We start from the raw sequence: 16,153 nt of genomic DNA on the forward strand, positions 1-16,153 counted from the left end.
TATGATTTCCTCAAAATTGTATGATTTTGGTCAAGTAAACCGAAATTTAAGTAGGATTTTTAGAAAAAATATAAAATTATTGCGGTAACAAAATGGTCTCTACTAAAGAATTTTTGTCAATTTGATTAATGTTTTCAGGTATAAAAACCAGAGCATCCGCTACAGCATAAGAGTATAGCATTGCAGAACTTTGGCCTTCTAGAACTTCTACGCTTTCTTCGGAAGTTTTAGCTTTCAAGAATTGTGCTCGATCTCCTTTTTTGACAAAATCCTCTGTTAAAGATTTCATAGTCCTTTTAAGACCAAGAGAAGTTATAGTACCCATCATTTTTTGTATAACCGGAATTACATAAATATAATAGCAAGTCAGAGAAGATGCTGGATTTCCAGGTAATGCGAAAATTAAGGTTTTGTTGTTTCTTCCAAAAAACAAAGGCTTACCAGGCTTTTGTTTAATTTTATAGAATAACTCTTCGGTGCGAAGCTCTGATAAAGCTTCTTTTACAAAATCGTAATCGCCCACAGAAATTCCACCACTAATTAATACTAAATCATTGTTTATGATGGCTTGTCGGATAGTTTCTTTAGTACTTTCATATTCATCTTGTACGATGTATTTATTAATCTTTTTAATTTTAGATTGTTCGAGTACTGATTGTAATTGTAAGGAGTTACTCTCGTAAATTTTTCCTTCTTGCAGTTTTTGCCCTGGAGGTATTAATTCGTTACCAGTGGTTATTATAGCAACGCTTGGAGGAGTAAAAACTTGGACTTCATTAACTCCTAATCCCGATAAAAAACCAATACCTGCAGGCGATAATTTCGTTCCTTTAGCTAATGCGATGTCCCCTTTTTTTATCTGTTCTCCAATAGCTCTAATATTTTGATTTTTATTTACTTCTCCATGTACTGTAATGATATCTTCTGATCTTATCACTTTTTCTTGAATTACTACAGTATTTGCATTATTCGGAACTCTGGCTCCAGTAAAAATACGAACTCCTTGTCCTGGTAATAAACTATAGTCATCTGGATCTCCGGCTTTTACTTCTCCAATAATTTGATAGGTATTTTTATCGTGGAGTAATAATGCATATCCATCCATTGCTGATTGACGGAATGGTGGCATATGTATTGAAGAGTCAATATTTTTACTAAGAACTAATCCATTAGTACCTTTTAATGGAACTGTTTTTACTTTAGGAGTATATGATACTTCTGAAATTATGGATAGTGCTTTTGATACAGAAATCATTCGGAATTGTTTTATATCAAAAATATTGCTTTGTTAGGAGGTAACCTAAATTTTATAGCGCATAAAAAAAGCACGACAATTAAATTGCCGTGCTATCATAAAACCTTACTTTTTATGATTGATTTAACCTTTAAAAACGATTTTTTTCAATTTGTAACCTTCAATTTTGATGAAGTATGTTTTTGGATCTCTGTAATTGTGAATGTAGTCATCAATTATACCGTGGTCTAATAATCTACCTGTTAAAGTGTAAAGACTATAATTAAGACCTTGGGGCACATCCTTAATATTTTTAAATGTTTCTAGACCAGTACTCTGCTGACACGTAGAATCTGCTAGAAATCTATCAATAAAGGTAACTCTTCCTTTTTTCTCACCTTCTAGGGTAACGGTAGCCGATTCATCTACATCAAGAATTCCGTTTCCAGAAATATCGCCTAAGATTACTAGACAGGCATTTCTAATTTTAATTCTCGCTCCGTTTTCGATATGTAAACTTTCGGTGATAAAAATGACTCCTTCTTCGGTGTTCTCATCTAAACCGTTAATTATTGTGTTTTCAGTCACAGACATTAACTTATAGGAAATGTCAATTTTTACGTTTGCAAATGCTACACTTGCAAAAAGTAATGTTAATAGGGGTAATAATTTTTTCATAAGGTTCAGTTTTTGGGTTAAACTGCAATTAAAAAAGTAAGCTTTTTCTTACTTAAATAGTGTTTTATTCGTCGTAAAACACATAATCAACGACAAGATACAACTTTTTATGTTAAAACCGTAATTTTTTAGATTTAAATCTTGATTTCATCACAATGAATTTTATAAATATTCTCGTTAGACCCATAAATACAGGTGTTTAGACAAATGTTAAATTTTACATTTTCATTAACAAATTGATTTCCAATTTATTGCTTTTGAGGTTTTTGAAAGAGAAATGATAAAATCTGATTTTTTCAGATGTTATTTTTAAAATTAGTCAGTGATTTCGGAATTTTTAGTTTTAAATTTGATGTAATGATGATCAAACTATTATTATTTTTCGAAGGCTTTAATATTTGGTTTAAAAACCTATTGCGAGAACTTTCTAATAATATTATCAGCCTTTTTTTTATAGGGTTTGTCTATTTAGCTTTGTGGCACTTTCCGCAAACGGTGGATTTATTGCTAATCCTTAACCAAGCAGATACTTTTTTATTAGAGGTTCCTTTGTATTTTAGTTTACTTATTATTGCTGCGTTTTTAATATGGAACGCTCCAAAGTATTTTTATTTTCATAATTATAAAGATATTACGCTTACAAATCTTATCGGATTTGTTCCTAATCAGCATTATAGGTTTCAGGATAAGAGTGAATCTGCTAGTTATAATTATATAACTAGAATTCATATGAGAAAAACTTTACCTAGAATTTTGGCAATTCTGTTACTTACAATATCAGCATTAAGTATTCTTAATGCTATGGAATTATTTGGATTAGAAAATACATATACTAGGTTTTTGAATCCAACAAATACTTTAATTCTGATTATTTTTTTACTATTACTATTATCAGAGCCTAAGTTATATAAGTTGCTGAAAGATTTTTTAAATAGAAGTGCAAAAACTAAGTTTTTTGTTTTTATAGTTTCTATCGGCTTAATGGTTTTAATTATATCATTAGGTACATTAAACACTCAAGCAGAAAAGGATTTAGGTAATTTGTTTTTATCTAATAGTGCGTTAGTGTTATTGTTTTTTACACTATCGTTTAATAGTTATAGGTTTTTAAAACGTTTTCCCAAAAAGCTTTTTTACACCTTAATTTTAATGTCTGGGTTTATCATGTTAACGACATTTTTATTATTTAATTTTTATCCGAGCCTAGTTACTGGTATAAACCCCTTGTCTGTTTTAATACTTTCACTCTTAAGTCTTTTTATGATCTGTTTTGTGTTGATTTTGTTAGGAAAAAAAATGCGTTTTCCTTTACTATCAATTGTAACAGTTTTCTGTATTTTTTCTGCTAAGTTTTTTTCAGATACTTCAGACCACTATCAACTTAATTTAATAGAAACACAAGTTGATAGACCATCATTAGATACTTATATATATCATTGGCTAAAGAGTAGAGAAAATATTATTAAAAATGCGGATTCATTTTTTCCGATCATTATGGCTTCTTCCGAAGGAGGGGGGTCAAGAGCAGGGCTTTGGGCTTTTTTAGTACATAGTTATTTGTATGAAAAATCCAACGGAGATTATTTTGAAAAACATTTACTTTCGTTAACAGGAGCTTCTGGGGGAGGTGTTGGTAATTCAATGTTTTTTGCTGAAGCTAGAAATACAAGTTTACAAGGCAAAAAATCCAATTTTGTAATTGATAGGGACACTCAAAACACGAATCTAAATTATAAAGCTAGTAATATTTATAAGGAAAATTATTTATCAGTAGCATTACTTTCTTTATTAGGAAGAGATCTGTTTAAAGAAGTTACCAGTCTATTTAATTTTAAGAATAGAGGCCAACTATTAGAAGAGCAATGGACTCGAACTCATGAGGAATACTTTTTAGATTCAAAAGGGAAAAGTATTATGGATAAAGAGTTTTTATCTTTTTATGCTAATATTTTGATAAGTGATACTACGGATTTTGTTTTACAGAAAACACCTCCTTTATTATTAGTAAATACAACGCATACTCAGACGGGGAATTATAATATTATAAGCCCAGTAGAGTATTCTGATGTAAGAGAATTAAGAGGAATGAATGATTTTTTTGAAGGATTACAATCAAATTATCCTAATAATTCTATAGCTCTTTCTACTGCCATGAGGATTAATGCTAGTTTTCCTTTTATTACTCCTGTTGGAGAAGTTAGAAAAAGGATGAAAACAGAAGTATCAATGTCCGATCAATATGCAGATGCTGGATATTATGATAATATTGGAGGTAGAGTATCAATAGGTATTGAAGAAGTACTTAAAAGAGTATTAAACGATTCTTTTCCATTGTTAAAGGAAAAAGTTAGAATAAAACATCTAATTATTACTAATGAAGAAGATCGAAAAATAGCTAAAACAAGTACGCAACTTTCAGCTCCGTTGACAACCCTTAAAAATGTAAGGTATGGTCATACAAAAGAAGTAATGAAAAAATTAGGAGAAGATTATATAATTAGTTTAAAGCAAACAGAAATTATACCTTCTTCTGTTAATCCATTAACTGGTGGTATTAAAAAAGAAGAGTTTTCTATAAAACCAGTATTACCTTTAGGTAGATATTTGTCTACTGTAGCAATTAGATCTATGGAAGCTAGATTGGATTCTGTAAGTGTGGATTTGGATTTAATTTTAGAATAACAAAGTCAATTGTCATTTTTTTTTGTACATTTGTCAATATTAAATTCTTTTGGTTATGAGCGCAGTATCACCGTTGGATTATGATGGTTTAGAAAGTGAAGGTTTGTTAAGGTACCTCAATATTGATATTCCTTTACATAATGTGTATGATTTTATAGAGTTATCCCGTAACGGGATTGATAAAAGAGCATTGCTGCACCTTGCCAAAACAATAGATTTTGATCAAAGCGAGTTAGCACATGTTTTACATTTATCGGAGCGGACAATACAACGTTATGAACTCAACAAAAAGTTAAGTACTGAAGCAAGCTCAAAAGCATTGCAATTAGCAAAACTTTATGCAAGAGGAGAAAATATTTTTGGTGACTTGGAGCGCTTTAAGAGATGGATGGAACATCCAAATGTTGCATTAGCTACAAAAAAACCAAAAGAACTTCTAGATACTACATTTGGGTTTCAGTTATTAAACGAAGAGTTAATTCGTATAGAGCATGGAATTTTTGCATAATGTTGGTATATAGAATTGCTAAACAAAAATATATAAAAGACCTTACTGGAATTGGAGCTAAAACTGTTGGCGGTAGATGGAATCCAAAAGGAGTTGCTGTTTTATATACAAGTACTACTGCGGCCCTTTCTGTTTTGGAGGTGCTAGCACACTTGCCAGCTGCATATTTTCCTGATAATATGGCTATTGCTACCATAGAATTGCCGGATGATCTAATTTCCACAATTGATATTAAAGAATTACCAAAAGATTGGAATAAAATACCACCGTCTACAGGAATTCAACATTTTGCTTTAAATTGGATATCGGAGAATATAAACTTAGGATTAAAAGTTCCTAGTATTATAGTACCAAGAGAACAGAATCTTCTTATTAATCCATTACATCCGGATTTTAATTTGGTAAAGTTAATAGAGATTGAACCTTTTAGTTTTGATACACGATTACTTAAATAAATTCGCTGTATTTAATTTTAGAAACTAATATTTACAGACTTAATTCTAAAAAATAATGGTCATTATTAATGATGTTTTGTAGCTAATTTTTTGTTAATAAGATAACACTTTTTACGGTTTAGACATTGTTAATCAATGGTTTAATGATTGTGTTTTTGTTTTCGATTAGTTAAATTTTTAAAAAGAACTTCCTGTATTTTTACAATTTGCCTAACTTGCGAGATTGGATATGAGTAACGAATCCTCAATTTTTACGTCTTATTCCAAAGAACTAAACTTAATTTATTAATAAAATGAATACAAAAATGAGAAAAGTGTATTTTTTGGCTGCATTCGTCATTGCATTTGTCAGTTGCAAGAATGAAACCAAAAAAGAGGAAGAAAAGGAAACTGAGGCTGTTGCCGAGGTTGAAAAAGTTCCCGGTATCGTTTTGGACAATATGGACCCCACCGTTAGTCCAAAGGAAGATTTTTATAACTACATTAATGGTAGTTGGATGAAGAATACAGAAATTCCAGAAGATAGAACTAGCTGGGGTGGTTTTGGCGTATTAAGAAAATCTACTGATAATGATGTTTTGGAAATATTGGCTAAAGCAAAAAAAAGTGGGAAATATAGTGCCGATACGGATCAGGCTAAAGCTTTGGCAATTTTTGATACAAAATTGGATACTACGGCTAGAAATGCATCAGGAGTAAAGCCACTACAACCTGCATTAGACGCTATTGCATCTATAAAGAATTTGGAAGATCTTCAAACAGTATTGGCGAAAAACCCTTCGGTTTCTTCACCATTTATTGGATTAGGAGTACAGGCAGATCTTAATAATAGTGCTATGAATGCTGTATACCTTGGTCAAAATGGTCTTGGTTTACCTGATAGAGATTACTATTTAGATCAGGATTCAAAATCAAAAGAAATCCGTGAAGAATATAAAAAGCATATCGTAAGAATGCTTGGAATGTTAGGAGACGCTGAAGCAGATGCAAAAATTGCAGCAGATAAAATCCTAAAAATGGAAACTCAGCTTGCTGAGCCAAGGCTTAATAAAGAAGAGAGTAGAGACGCTCGTAATTATAATAATCCAAGAACACTAGCAGAGGCAGACAAGATGTTGTCAAGTGTAGATTTAAGTAAAATGATTTCAGATCTTGGCGTAACAAAGAAGTTTGATACGATCATAGTTGCTCATTTGAGATACACAAAGTTTTTAGATGGTTTTTTAAAAAACACATCTATAGAAGATATCAAAACTTTAGTTAGATGGGATACATTTAATAGTGCTACAGGTCTTTTAACGACCGATATCGAAAAAGCGAACTGGGATTTTTATAGTAAATACTTAAGAGGTCAAAAGGAACAAAGACCAGCAGAAGAGCGTGCTTTGGCTACTGTTAATGGGACAGTAGGAGAAGCATTAGGACAATTATATGTTGATGAAAAGTTTCCGCCTGAAGCAAAAGAAAAGGCAGAAAAAATGATTGCTAATGTAATTACGGCTTTTAAAGGCAGAATTGAGCGATTAGATTGGATGAGTGATACGACTAAGGTTAAAGCAATAGAAAAGCTGGATAAGTTCACGGTTAAAATTGGATATCCAAACAAATGGGAAGATTATTCTCAGATGGCAGTTTCTGCAGATAAATCTTATTTTGATAATATGGCAGCTGTAAGTAAGTGGGCTCAGGATAAACAATTTGAGGATATAGGAGAACCTGTAGATAAAACTAAATGGGGAATGTCTCCACAGACAGTGAATGCTTATTTTAACCCTCTTAATAATGAGATTGTTTTTCCTGCAGCAATATTACAACCTCCATTTTATAACTATACTGCAGATGAAGCTGTAAATTATGGTGGTATTGGAGCAGTAATAGGTCACGAAATCTCTCATGCTTTTGATGATTCTGGTGCTCGTTTTGATGCAAATGGAAATCTTTCTAACTGGTGGACAGAAGATGATCTTAAGAAATTTACTGAAAGAGGTGATGCCTTAGCTGAACAATATAGTGCTATTGAAGTTTTAGATAGTGTGTATATTAATGGTAAGTTTACTCTTGGAGAAAATATTGGAGATCTTGGAGGTGTATTAGGAGCTTATGATGGATTACAGATGCATTTAGCAGAAAATGGAAGACCTGAGGATATTGATGGATTTACTCCAGAACAACGATTTTTTATGTCTTGGGCTACCGTTTGGAGAACGAAAGTTAGAGAAGATGCGTTAAGAACACAAATTAAAACGGATCCACACTCTCCTGGTACTACTAGAGCAATTCAACCTTTGTTAAATGTTCAAGCATTTTATGATGCTTTTGATATTAAGCAAGGAGATAAAATGTATTTAGAACCAGAGAAACGAGTAAATATTTGGTAAGCAAATAAAAAAGAAAAAAAAGCCCTGTTATCAGGGCTTTTTTTATTATCAATATTTTAATTTTCTTTTATTTCATTCATTAAGAGAAAGGCATCATTAACATATTCTTTTTCTAAAAAAAGAGTAAAATAATTAGAGGTTGATATGATTTCAAAAACGGGAATCCCCTCATATGCTAAAAGCTTAAATATATAGAAATACAATCCAATGGATCTTGAGCTATCGTCGGGAAGAGCAATAGACATAGATGATAAATCATCTTTGATAGAAATACAAGTTTCATTCTTAAAATGATTTTCAACAATTTCTTTAAGAGAAGAGGAAACAAGTATATTGCTTTCTTGAAAATTACTTGAATATGTAAAGTAAGTTTTTGATTTATCTTTTACAGTGTTTAATAAATTAGATTGACTGGTAAGAATAGTGTTAGAGTTTAAAAAAGCATATTCGGTAATCCCAGATCTTACTACAATATCTCCTAAGCTTCCGAGATTTTCGGAATGTTTAATTCTTTTAGGATGATATCTGCGCAATGCCATGACAATAGAACCAGGTTTTACAGGTTTTCTCATTTCTTTTTCCACTTGTGGCAATAGATCAGCGGCAAGTGAACTAAAATTAATAATATCTCTTGATAGCGCATCTTCTAAGAATGGTTGATGCCTTAATATATTGTGAACACAATCGGTTATAGTTTTCATTTGTTAGATATTTAACATATTGTGTAAATATATACTTTTTTTATGAAAATATTTATTCTTTATTCACTATTGTCTAATTATGCATCATAAAATGAAAGTGTTATGAAGATTTTAAAGTTTGGTGGAACATCTGTTGGATCTGTAGAAAATTTGTATAAAGTAAAAGATATACTTATTAGTGATAGTGATCAAAAGATTGTTGTATGTTCAGCAATGTCTGGTGTGACTGATCAATTAGTAAATTTAGTAGCATATATAAAGTTAAAAGATGCAGAAGCCATTACTAGAAATCTACATAGACTAGAGAATAAACATATAGAAGTTGTTGATTCTTTGATTGAAGACTTAGAATTGAGAAATAATCTTAAAGATGGAATTTCCTCATTGATAACAGAAATGTTAGAGTTATCTAATCAAGAATATACAGAAGAGTTAAATGCTAAAGTTCTCACTTTTGGAGAGACTTTGTTGACTTACATTTTTTCAAATTTTTTGAGTACTATTGAGGTTGAGAATAGACTTATAGCAGCGAAAGAGTTTATGTGCGTGGATAATGTGGATAACCCAAATATTCAGAAGGTTTCTAAAAAGTTGAATAAGGTTTTGGAAGCTAACGAACCTTCTGGCATATATATAACTCAAGGATTTGTTTGTAGAGATCATTTAAATCAATTAAGCACGTTAAAAAGAGGAGGTAGTGATTATACGGCTACTATTATAGGTGCAGCTGTAAATGCAAGTGAGATTCAAATATGGACTGATATAGATGGATTACATAATAATGATCCAAGATATGTGGAAGGGACCAATCCAATAGCACACCTTACGTATAATGAGGCTGCAGAATTAGCATATTTCGGAGCTAAAATTTTACACCCACAAACGGTTTCTCCAGTTGTAGATATGGATATTCCAGTGTTGTTAAAAAACACATTTGATCCTAAAGCAGCCGGAACTATTATTTCTAATAAAACATATAGAAAGGGATTGAAAGCCATCTCTGCGAAAGACGGAATTACAGCTATTAAGATTAAATCAAATAGAATGTTAATGGCACATGGGTATCTTAGAAGAATTTTTGAAGTTTTTGATAATTATCATACATCAATTGATATGATAACTACATCAGAAATAGCAATTTCTTTAACGATTGATGACACTACTCATATTGATGAAATTGTAAAAGAAATAGAAGGATATGCAGAGGTAACAGTAGAGCAGAATCATAGTATTATTTGTATTGTTGGAGAATCTGTAATTAATGATAAAAATTCTCATAAACTTTTTGAGATTTTAAATTATATACCAGTGAGAATGATTTCTTATGGAGGGAGTAATAATAATATCTCGATACTAGTAGAAACAAAAGATAAAATACCAACCCTTAGATTTTTAAATGAGAGATTGTTTCTTTCTCATCAAGAAGCGGTTCTCTAGATAATTTGTTATGTAACATGATGAGCCTTTAATCAAATGAAGATGGTATGTTTTTATTGTTTTTAAGACAATAAAACTTCACTTATACCAAAATTATTGTTTTTTATGAAATCCCAACAACTAACCAAGTTGGGATTTTTTTTAAAGAAATATAGGGTAGTAAGGTAGTTAACTGTTTTATATATAAACTAAGAACTTAAACCACTCCTAATGTTAAAGAGAATCGTTGAAAAATACCGTTTAGAAATCGTTTTGTTTGTTTTTTATTCAGTAGTTACGTTTACATTTGTTAAGCTTTTTTTATTTTAAAATATTTTAGCCTTTCTAACTAGTAGCTTACTGAATTTAATTAGAATTCACTCTTTATTATTAATGTTGTAAAGTTCCTCTTTCCTCGAAATTTATTTAATTTATAACAATAATTACTACATAATTTTAATAACCTATTATCTATTGTTTCTTTATTAAGAAACAATATGCTTAATTACGATGCAATCCTGCCATAATTTTTATAATTAATTAAAAATAGTACTGATTTAACAGTAACATATATGTTGAAAGTGACATATACTTATAACGACGGTATCACATAAGGAGATATTCTAGTTATAATCAAAAAAAAGAGTATGCTTATTAAGGTCTTTGGAAGTGCCGTTTTTGGCGTTGAGGCTACAACAATAACTGTAGAAGTTAATATAGATAAAGGAATTGGATACCATTTGGTCGGGTTGCCTGATAACGCAATTAAAGAGAGTAGTTTCCGGATTGCGGCGGCTCTGCAGAATAACAGTTATAAACTTCCAGGAAAGAAGATTACAATAAATATGGCCCCAGCGGATCTTAGAAAAGAAGGATCGGCATATGACTTAACATTAGCTTTAGGAATACTAGCGGCTAGTTCTCAGATTAAAGGGGAGAATATCTCTGATTATTTAATAATGGGAGAATTATCGTTAGATGGAAGTCTTCAACCTATAAAAGGTGCCTTACCTATTGCAATTAAAGCAAGAGAAGAAGGGTTTAAAGGATTTATTCTGCCTACTCAAAATGCAAAAGAAGCTGCAATAGTAGATAATCTTGAAGTTTATGGTGTAGAAAATATTAAAGAAGTGATTGATTTTTTTGATGGTAAAGGAGTATTGAAGCAAACTATTGTAGATACTAGAGAAGAGTTTTATAAAGAATTGGATAATCCAGAGTTTGATTTTGCAGATGTCAAAGGTCAGGAAAGTATTAAAAGGTGCATGGAGATTGCAGCTGCTGGTGGTCATAATATTATTTTGGTTGGACCACCTGGTAGTGGAAAAACAATGCTGAGCAAGAGGTTACCAAGTATTTTACCTCCAATGTCTCTTCAGGAAGCTTTAGAAACGACAAAGATACATAGTGTTGTGGGAAGGGTAAAAGATAATGTTGGACTAATGGCACAGCGCCCTTTTCGTAGTCCGCATCATACAATTTCTAATGTTGCTTTAGTTGGTGGAGGCAGTTATCCACAACCTGGTGAGATTTCATTATCACATAATGGTGTTTTGTTTTTGGATGAACTTCCCGAATTTAAGCGTGAAGTATTAGAAGTCATGCGGCAACCATTAGAGGATAGAGAGGTAACAATTTCTAGAGCTAAATTTACTGTTACTTATCCATCTAGTTTTATGTTAGTAGCAAGTATGAATCCCAGTCCAGGTGGATATTTTAATGATCCAGATGCACCAGTAACTTCTTCTCCAGCCGAGATGCAACGATATCTTAGTAAAATTTCTGGACCGCTATTGGATCGTATTGATATTCATATTGAAGTTACTCCAGTTCCTTTTGATAAACTAAGTGAAGAAAGAAGAGGTGAAAGTAGTGTTAAGATTAGACAACGTGTTATTAAAGCTAGGGATATACAAACAAATAGGTTTCTAGATCTAAAGAATATTCATTATAACGCTCAGATGGGAGTAAGGCAATTAAGAGTTTATTGCCAGTTAGATGATGCTTCAAAAGAATTATTAAAAACAGCGATGGAACGATTAAACCTTTCTGCAAGAGCTTACGATAGAATTTTAAAGGTTTCTAGAACTATAGCAGATCTAGAAGGTGCTCAATCCATTAGTGGTGATCATATTTCTGAAGCAATACAATATCGTAGTTTGGATCGTGATGGATGGTTGGGATAAAATTTATTATAGTTAGCAGAAGTTTCTTTAGATTATGAGTAGGGTAATTTTTGCTAAAACTGTTGTAATTAAACAAGACATTTTTTTTGAATTAAATAAATCTATATATTAAAACATTTATTAACCTTTCGTACAAATTATGAAAAATTTTTATCTCTTTTTCGCTCTACTTTTTTTCGGAATAATTAATGCTCAATACAATCAAGATGCTCCTTGGATGCGGAACCTGAAACAGAGTAAGACCAATAAGGAATTGAAACCTACTTTTAAAGAAATTCAACAAGCTTTTAATGATTATTGGGAAACTAGGGACCCAAGTAAGAAAGGTAGTGGGTATAAACCATTTAAAAGATGGGAATATATTTGGGAGGATGTTGTTGATGGAGAAGGATACTTGCCAACTCCTGAAGATAAATGGATTGCTTGGGAACATAAGAATGAAATAAATAATAAATTAATATCTACAGATTTAAGTAGTTGGGAAGCCATAGGACCTTTTACGCATACAAATACAGGGTCTTGGTCTTCAGGTCAAGCTAGAATTAATGCTATAACTGTAGACCCTAATGATGCAAATATTTGGTATGTAGGTACTCCTGCAGGAGGATTATGGAAATCAGTTAATGCTGGAAATGCTTGGGTGCCTTTAACAGATAATTTACCTCAAATAGGTGTTTCTGGAATAGCTATAGATTATTCAAATTCAGATGTTATTTATATCTCCACAGGAGATGATGATGGAAATGATACTTTAAGTGCCGGTGTTTTTAAATCTACAGATGGCGGACAAACTTGGAATCCGACTGGGTTGGCTCCAAGTAATACACCATTGTCAATGAATGAAATTTATATACATCCAACTAATTCTAGTATATTATGGGTAGCTACTAATACAGGAATTTTTAAATCAATAGATGCTGGTGTAACTTGGAATGTTACGTTACCAGGAAATATTAAAGATATTAAATTAAAACCAAGTGATCCTAATGTAATATATGCTGTAACTCCTAGCGAATTTTATAAATCGACCAATGGAGGAGATTCTTTTAATATGATTACCAATGGAACTCCAGTAGGTAGTGGTAGAATGGTAATTGAGGTAACACCTGCGAATAACGAATATGTCTACATATTAAGTGTTAATGCGGACGAATCTTTTCAAGGTGTATATCGCTCTGAAAATAGTGGGGATTCTTTCTTAGAAAAAAATAGTTCTACTGATGTTATAGAAAGCCAACAAGCTTTTTATGATTTGGCCTTAGGTGTTTCTCAAACAGATGCTGATGAAGTATTTGTAGGTTGTCTTAATGTTTGGAAGTCAGATGATGGAGGTACATCTTTTAGTAAATTAAATGAATGGTCTTTCCCTCAAGGTGCGTCTTATACGCATGCAGATATACATATGATTAGATCTTTTGGGGGAACTGTTTTCGTATGTTCAGACGGAGGTATTTATTCATCTACTAATGGTGGTAATGTTTTTACAGATCATACAGCAGGTATTCAAGCAAGTCAATTTTATAAAGTGGCTGTTTCCCAAAATGATCCAAATAAAATGGTTGGAGGATTGCAAGATAATGGAGGGCACGCATATAATAATGGAAATGGAAATTGGCTTAATTACTATGGTGCAGATGGCATGGATACAGCAATTGACCCAACAAATGATGATAAGTATTACGGATTTATTCAAAATGGAGGAGGGCTATATTTGTCTTCAAATGCAGGTAGTAGTGGTTCAGGAAGTGTACCCCAACCAGCTGGATCTAATGGGAATTGGATAACGCCATTAGCAATAAACGCAACAGGAGAGTTATTTGCGGGTTATGATAATTTATATCGTTTAAATGCAGCTGAAAATGGATGGGTACAATTAGCGGATTTAGGAAGTTCAGCAAGTCAAATGGAAATAGCGTCATCTGATAATGCAATTATGTATATTTCAGTAAGTAGTACGCTTAAGAAAACAACTGATTCAGGAAATAATGTTGTAGATGTATTTAATTTTGGAAGCAGAATAAGAGGAATAGCTATTCATAATACAGATCCTAATATTGTATGGGTTACTACGGCATCTGCCGTTCATAAGTCAATCGATGGAGGAAATACTTTCAATAATATTTCTTCAAATTTACCAATAAATGATAATTATTTTTTTATAAATGATATAGTGCACCATTCTGGTCAATCACAAGATCCAATATACATAGGTACGAGTATTGGTGTATATAGGAGTGTTAATGATGGATCTTGGACTCCATTTTTAAATAATTTACCAACTACTATAGTTAATGATTTAGAAATTAATATAGCTGATAATTCCATTACCGCAGCTACTTATGGAAGGGGTATATGGAGATCTTCACTTCCTAATTGTCTTACAATTACTGCAAAACAAGAATTATCAATAGATAATGGAGCTGTTGAAGAAGGGTCCTTAGTAGGCTTATGTACTGGACAATCAATCAAATTTCAATTAGATGTACTTACAGGAGCTAATCCAACTTATGTTTGGTCTGGACCTAATGGCTTCTCAAGTGTAGATGCGTCTATAACAATTAATGATCTATCCTTAAATGAAGCTGGTGAATATTTGGTGACAATTGATTCAGATGGAACATGTGGATCAATTGAGTATGCATTTTCGTTAGATTTGGAAGAAGCTTTACAACCTTTAGTTTCTGATATTGATGTTTGTGCTAATGATCAAGCAACACTTACAGCCTCGGGGAGTACAGATTATAAGTGGTATACTGCTGCTACAGGAGGTGCTGAAATAGCAACAGGGACATCTTTTATAACCCCAGCTATAACAGGTCCTACTACTTATTATGTTTCAGGGGTTTCTTCAGTAATAGTTTCAGAGAAAACACCTGCGCCAGATATTAGTACAGCTGCTGATTATGATTTTTCTCAGGGGTTGATTTTTAATACGAATGATGATATAACTATTGAGTCTTTTATGATGTCAGCTATGTCTGCTGGATCTAGAACTATACAAGTTGCTGATGCAGCTGGAAATGTAGTCGCTTCAACTACTGTAGACATTCCATTAGGGGAATCGTTAGTAATTGTAAACCTTAATGTTCCTAAAGGGAATAATAATATAATATCTGTAACAAGTGATTTAGTTTCATTAAGAAGGACACCTGCAGGAAATGGAGTTAGTTATCCTTATACTTCACCTTCCAATGTAGTCTCAATTGTTGGAAACACAGTAAATGCATTAGAATTCTATTACTTCTTTTATGATTGGAATTTTACATCAAAAGGAGGGAGGTGTGAATCGATTCGAACACCTGTAAATATTAACATTGCAGCTGATACTCCTGATTTATCGGATGGAGACACAGTATATAGTATTGATGGAGGAACAGCAGTATCATTTAGCAACGGAGAAACAATTGAAGTTTTAGAAGATTTAAATATAGAATTGACAATACCAGCTTCTCCGTTTAATGCTTCGGTAGTTTGGACTGCACCTGGAGGTCAAACATATAATACCGATAGTATTAATTTTGATAATATAGAACTTAATGGGGATGAAGATGGAGATTGGACCGTAGAAGTTACTTTTGGAGCAAATTGTGGGGTAGCACAACAAGTAATTAATTTTACTTTAGATGTCGAGCCTACTACTCTTAGTGTTGAAGATTTTAATTTAGATGCTATAAAAATCCATCCAAACCCTACTCGAAGTAAGTTGTACATAGACAATACAGTTAACTTTGTTAATCCTACTATTACAATTTTTGATATAAGAGGAAGGAAATTGAATAATACTCTTGATATCCAGAAAATAACTTCCAAGCAGGTTGAATTGAATACATCATCTTTGTCACCTGGAGCTTATTTTATTGTAATAGAAAATGATCAAAGAAGATTAGTTAAGAAAATGGTTAAAGAATAGTCAAT

10 protein-coding genes are annotated in these 16,153 nt (G+C 32.0%); 7 read left to right on the forward strand and 3 right to left on the reverse strand.

From position 1 onward, the window contains the following. Nucleotides 1–76: 76 nt before the first annotated feature. Both BMY33_RS21935 and BMY33_RS21940 read right to left on the reverse strand, forming a co-directional pair. Nucleotides 77–1,255 (reverse strand): molybdopterin molybdotransferase MoeA, encoded by a 1,179-nt coding sequence (locus tag BMY33_RS21935; protein ID WP_091412504.1) that lies wholly within the window; start codon nt 1,253–1,255, stop codon nt 77–79. A 123-nt stretch (nt 1,256–1,378) separates the two neighbouring features. Beyond that, nucleotides 1,379–1,912, reverse strand: coding sequence for a hypothetical protein (locus tag BMY33_RS21940; protein ID WP_091412506.1), 534 nt, complete (start codon nt 1,910–1,912; stop codon nt 1,379–1,381). A gap of 300 nt (nt 1,913–2,212) precedes the next feature. Here BMY33_RS21940 and BMY33_RS21945 point away from each other — a divergent pair, with 300 nt between their 5' ends. From BMY33_RS21945 to BMY33_RS21960, 4 genes are all read left to right on the forward strand, one after another. After that, on the forward strand, nt 2,213–4,594 hold the full coding sequence (locus BMY33_RS21945) for a hypothetical protein (protein WP_091412508.1): 2,382 nt from the start codon (nt 2,213–2,215) through the stop codon (nt 4,592–4,594). A 55-nt stretch (nt 4,595–4,649) separates the two neighbouring features. Beyond that, a complete protein-coding gene (parS, locus tag BMY33_RS21950) occupies nt 4,650–5,102 on the forward strand; it encodes a type II RES/Xre toxin-antitoxin system antitoxin (protein WP_091412510.1) in 453 nt (150 codons plus the stop codon). Beyond that, the gene (locus BMY33_RS21955) at nt 5,102–5,557 is read left to right on the forward strand and encodes an RES family NAD+ phosphorylase (protein WP_091412511.1); all 456 of its coding nucleotides are present in this window, start codon (nt 5,102–5,104) and stop codon (nt 5,555–5,557) included. Before parS ends, BMY33_RS21955 begins: the two co-directional genes overlap by 1 nt. A gap of 305 nt (nt 5,558–5,862) precedes the next feature. Then, entirely contained in the window at nt 5,863–7,935 is a 2,073-nt protein-coding gene (locus BMY33_RS21960; RefSeq protein WP_091412615.1) for a M13 family metallopeptidase, read from the forward strand. A gap of 56 nt (nt 7,936–7,991) precedes the next feature. On the opposite strand, the gene BMY33_RS21965 is transcribed toward BMY33_RS21960, so the two are convergent. Further along, nucleotides 7,992–8,636, reverse strand: coding sequence for a hypothetical protein (locus BMY33_RS21965; RefSeq protein ID WP_091412513.1), 645 nt, complete (start codon nt 8,634–8,636; stop codon nt 7,992–7,994). A gap of 102 nt (nt 8,637–8,738) precedes the next feature. Between BMY33_RS21965 and BMY33_RS21970 the strand changes: the two genes are divergently transcribed. The 3 genes from BMY33_RS21970 to BMY33_RS21980 all read left to right on the forward strand — a co-directional run bounded on the left by BMY33_RS21970 (nt 8,739) and on the right by BMY33_RS21980 (nt 16,148). Next, the gene (locus BMY33_RS21970) at nt 8,739–10,073 is read left to right on the forward strand and encodes an aspartate kinase (RefSeq protein ID WP_091412515.1); all 1,335 of its coding nucleotides are present in this window, start codon (nt 8,739–8,741) and stop codon (nt 10,071–10,073) included. 626 nt (nt 10,074–10,699) lie between these two features. Next, on the forward strand, nt 10,700–12,238 hold the full coding sequence (locus BMY33_RS21975; RefSeq protein WP_091412516.1) for a YifB family Mg chelatase-like AAA ATPase: 1,539 nt from the start codon (nt 10,700–10,702) through the stop codon (nt 12,236–12,238). 139 nt (nt 12,239–12,377) lie between these two features. Then, nucleotides 12,378–16,148, forward strand: coding sequence for an Ig-like domain-containing protein (locus tag BMY33_RS21980; RefSeq protein ID WP_091412518.1), 3,771 nt, complete (start codon nt 12,378–12,380; stop codon nt 16,146–16,148). Nucleotides 16,149–16,153 lie beyond the last annotated feature (5 nt).

This window comes from Aquimarina amphilecti, from assembly GCF_900109375.1.
GTDB classification, from domain to species: Bacteria; Bacteroidota; Bacteroidia; order Flavobacteriales; family Flavobacteriaceae; genus Aquimarina; species Aquimarina amphilecti.

Coding starts and splice junctions, on each gene's coding strand:
- BMY33_RS21980 (WP_091412518.1), top strand. CDS start 12,378: ATGAAAAATTTTTATCTCTTTTTCGCTCTACTTTTTTTCGGAATAATT.
- BMY33_RS21965 (WP_091412513.1), bottom strand. CDS start 8,636: ATGAAAACTATAACCGATTGTGTTCACAATATATTAAGGCATCAACCA.
- BMY33_RS21940 (WP_091412506.1), bottom strand. CDS start 1,912: ATGAAAAAATTATTACCCCTATTAACATTACTTTTTGCAAGTGTAGCA.
- BMY33_RS21975 (WP_091412516.1), top strand. CDS start 10,700: ATGCTTATTAAGGTCTTTGGAAGTGCCGTTTTTGGCGTTGAGGCTACA.
- BMY33_RS21935 (WP_091412504.1), bottom strand. CDS start 1,255: ATGATTTCTGTATCAAAAGCACTATCCATAATTTCAGAAGTATCATAT.
- BMY33_RS21960 (WP_091412615.1), top strand. CDS start 5,863: ATGAGAAAAGTGTATTTTTTGGCTGCATTCGTCATTGCATTTGTCAGT.
- BMY33_RS21945 (WP_091412508.1), top strand. CDS start 2,213: ATGTTATTTTTAAAATTAGTCAGTGATTTCGGAATTTTTAGTTTTAAA.
- BMY33_RS21970 (WP_091412515.1), top strand. CDS start 8,739: ATGAAGATTTTAAAGTTTGGTGGAACATCTGTTGGATCTGTAGAAAAT.
- BMY33_RS21955 (WP_091412511.1), top strand. CDS start 5,102: ATGTTGGTATATAGAATTGCTAAACAAAAATATATAAAAGACCTTACT.
- parS (WP_091412510.1), top strand. CDS start 4,650: ATGAGCGCAGTATCACCGTTGGATTATGATGGTTTAGAAAGTGAAGGT.